We start from the raw sequence: 2,428 nt of genomic DNA on the forward strand, positions 1-2,428 counted from the left end.
GATTTTTTACTATCTGAGGGGAAAATGGGAAACAAGGAGAGTCTCCTAGTCGCGAATGTAATAATCATTCTGTCTAGAAAAGTTAGTTAAATTTTTCACTTTCTTTTTCACAGTATTCTCATTTCGTGCCCAAACAAATTTCAGACGATCTGCTATAATTCAGATGAACGGGTGATTAAGATGTCTGAAGTTTTGTATAGGAAATATAGGCCAAGAAATTTCAATGAGTTAGTCGGTCAGGATCAGGTAAAAGAGATCCTGGGAAAGGCGATAGAGAAGAACAAGCTTTCCCACGCATATATATTCTCAGGCTCAAGAGGTACTGGAAAAACGACTAGCGCTCGTATTCTTGCGAAGATGCTTAACTGTCTTTCGGAAGGATCGGAAAAACCTTGTGGAGTTTGCGATTCTTGCAAAGCAATCGACTCCTCTTCTCATATGGATGTTGTAGAGCTCGATGCCGCCTCTTATAGAGGCATAGATGAGATACGAAAGATCCGAGATGCGGTTTCTTACAGACCGGTAATGGGAAAATTCAAAGTCTACATTATAGATGAATTTCACATGCTTACCAGAGAGGCTTTCAACGCTCTTCTCAAGACTCTTGAAGAACCGCCCGATAAGGTGGTTTTCATCCTGGCAACTACTAATCTCGAGAAAGTTCCTGAAACGATTCTTTCCCGCTGTCAAATCTTTTACTTCAAACCTTTGAGGGAAGAAGACATAGTAACTTATCTTGAAAGAATTGCGAGAGCCGAAGAGCTTCAATACGACGAAAAGGCTTTGAGATACATTTCCAAGGCGGCACACGGAGGAATGCGAGACGCTGTAAATCTTATGGAGAGGGTAATCTCATACTCTGGTAACGTTAAGGAAGAGGCAGCTAGAACCGCTCTTGGGATCCTGCCCGAAGAGGTAATAGAGGAATTTCTCCAGGCGTTTTCATCGGGAAACCCATCTTCAGTACTTGAGATTTCCGAAAAAATCCAGTCTGGAGGCTTCACGCACGAAGTATTTCTTGAACAGGCGATTGATGCGGTCAAGGAACGACTTGTTGAGCGACCGAGTGACGATTGTTTCAGGCTGCTTTCGGCTCTTTGGGAAACAAATAAAGAATTAAAGTATGCCGAAGACAAACAGACAACATTTGAAGTTATGGTCCTCCTTAAGGGCGGCTTCGGAAAACAGAACGGCGAAGACACGCAAAAATCCGAAGTATCTCCGATCGCTGTTGACGAAAATAGTGAGAAGCCTGAAAAGCTTGAGGTTTCAGTCACCGAAGAAAGTGAAGAGATCTCATTATTCATCGAACATCTTAGAATGAAGGATTATATATTGTGGTGGACTTTGATAAGTCTGGCGGAAATCAGGAAGGGGAATCGAATCGAGGACTTAATAATAGAACCAGATAGCGAATTCTCAAGTGAGCTTCTGAAGGAAAGAATGGAATCGATAAACAAAATCGCTGAAGATATTATCGGCAAACGATTCGTTCTCTCTGACAAAGCGGCTGGACAAGAGGCCCTTGAAAGCCTCGACAGAGATTCAAGAGAGTATTTTGAATCGGTAATTACAGGCCTGGGGCTTAAGAGTGATATAGAGACTGGAAAAATAAAGATAGAGCTTGAGGAGGAATAACTATGGCGAAGAAATTCAGGGGCCTCGGAGGACGAAACTACGGAGGTTCAAGGAAAGGTTCCAATATGGGCGACCTTCTTAAACAGGCGCAGAAGGCACAAGAAGAGATGGAAAATCTTGAAGATAGTTTCAAGTCGATTGAAGTTACCGCTTCTGCAGGTGGCGGTGCAATAAACGTAGTTGCAACGTGCGACTATCGCATCAAATCCATTGAGGTAGAGCCGGAAATAAGAGAAGAGGATTTCGAAATCGTTCAGGATTTGATAATCGCGGGGATAAACGAGGCGTTAGCTGAAGTAACAAAGAGGAGAGAAGAGGAAACAGCGAAAATAACAGGTGAGTTCAATCTACCGGACAACATACTTTAGGAGGTGTAACGAATGCACAAAGTAGGGATCAATGGTTTTGGAAGAATCGGAAGACTTGTCTTTAGAGAGATGGTGAAGCGCGGGGAGTTCGACGTTGTTGCGATCAACGACTTGACAGATGCCGCTACTCTTGCTCATCTTCTTAAATACGACTCTGTTCATGGAAGGTTCAAGGGCTCAGTAGAAGCTAAGGAAGGAGCCATATTAGTTAACGGAAAAGAAGTGAAAGTATTCGCCGAAAAGAATCCTGCAAATCTTCCCTGGAAGGATCTTGGCGTCGAGCTCGTCATAGAAGCAACAGGGGTTTTCAGAAGCAGAGAGAAGACCATGCCTCATATTGATGCTGGAGCGAAGAAGGTCTTGATTACTGCCCCCGCAAAGGGCGAAGTGGATGCCACAATCGTGCTCGGTGTCAATGATGA

3 protein-coding genes are annotated in these 2,428 nt (G+C 43.6%); all 3 read left to right on the forward strand.

Annotated elements, in window-relative coordinates; all coding sequences use genetic code 11:
• The first annotated feature begins 180 nt into the window (after positions 1–180).
• Positions 181–1,638 (forward strand): DNA polymerase III subunit gamma/tau, encoded by a 1,458-nt coding sequence (gene dnaX, locus BG32_RS15395; RefSeq protein ID WP_121527107.1) that lies wholly within the window; start codon positions 181–183, stop codon positions 1,636–1,638.
• Positions 1,639–1,640: 2 nt separating this feature from the next.
• Positions 1,641–2,006 carry a YbaB/EbfC family nucleoid-associated protein gene (locus BG32_RS15400; RefSeq protein WP_006487438.1) on the forward strand — a complete coding sequence of 122 codons (366 nt, stop codon included), beginning with the start codon at positions 1,641–1,643 and terminating at the stop codon, positions 2,004–2,006.
• A gap of 12 nt (positions 2,007–2,018) precedes the next feature.
• Positions 2,019–2,428: glyceraldehyde 3-phosphate dehydrogenase NAD-binding domain-containing protein (locus BG32_RS15405; protein WP_259459809.1), on the forward strand; the 410-nt coding region annotated here is incomplete at its 3' end.

It is taken from the genome of Mesotoga sp. HF07.pep.5.2.highcov (assembly GCF_003666285.1).
GTDB classification, from domain to species: Bacteria; Thermotogota; Thermotogae; order Petrotogales; family Kosmotogaceae; genus Mesotoga; species Mesotoga prima.

Coding starts and splice junctions, on each gene's coding strand:
- dnaX (WP_121527107.1), top strand. CDS start 181: ATGTCTGAAGTTTTGTATAGGAAATATAGGCCAAGAAATTTCAATGAG.
- BG32_RS15400 (WP_006487438.1), top strand. CDS start 1,641: ATGGCGAAGAAATTCAGGGGCCTCGGAGGACGAAACTACGGAGGTTCA.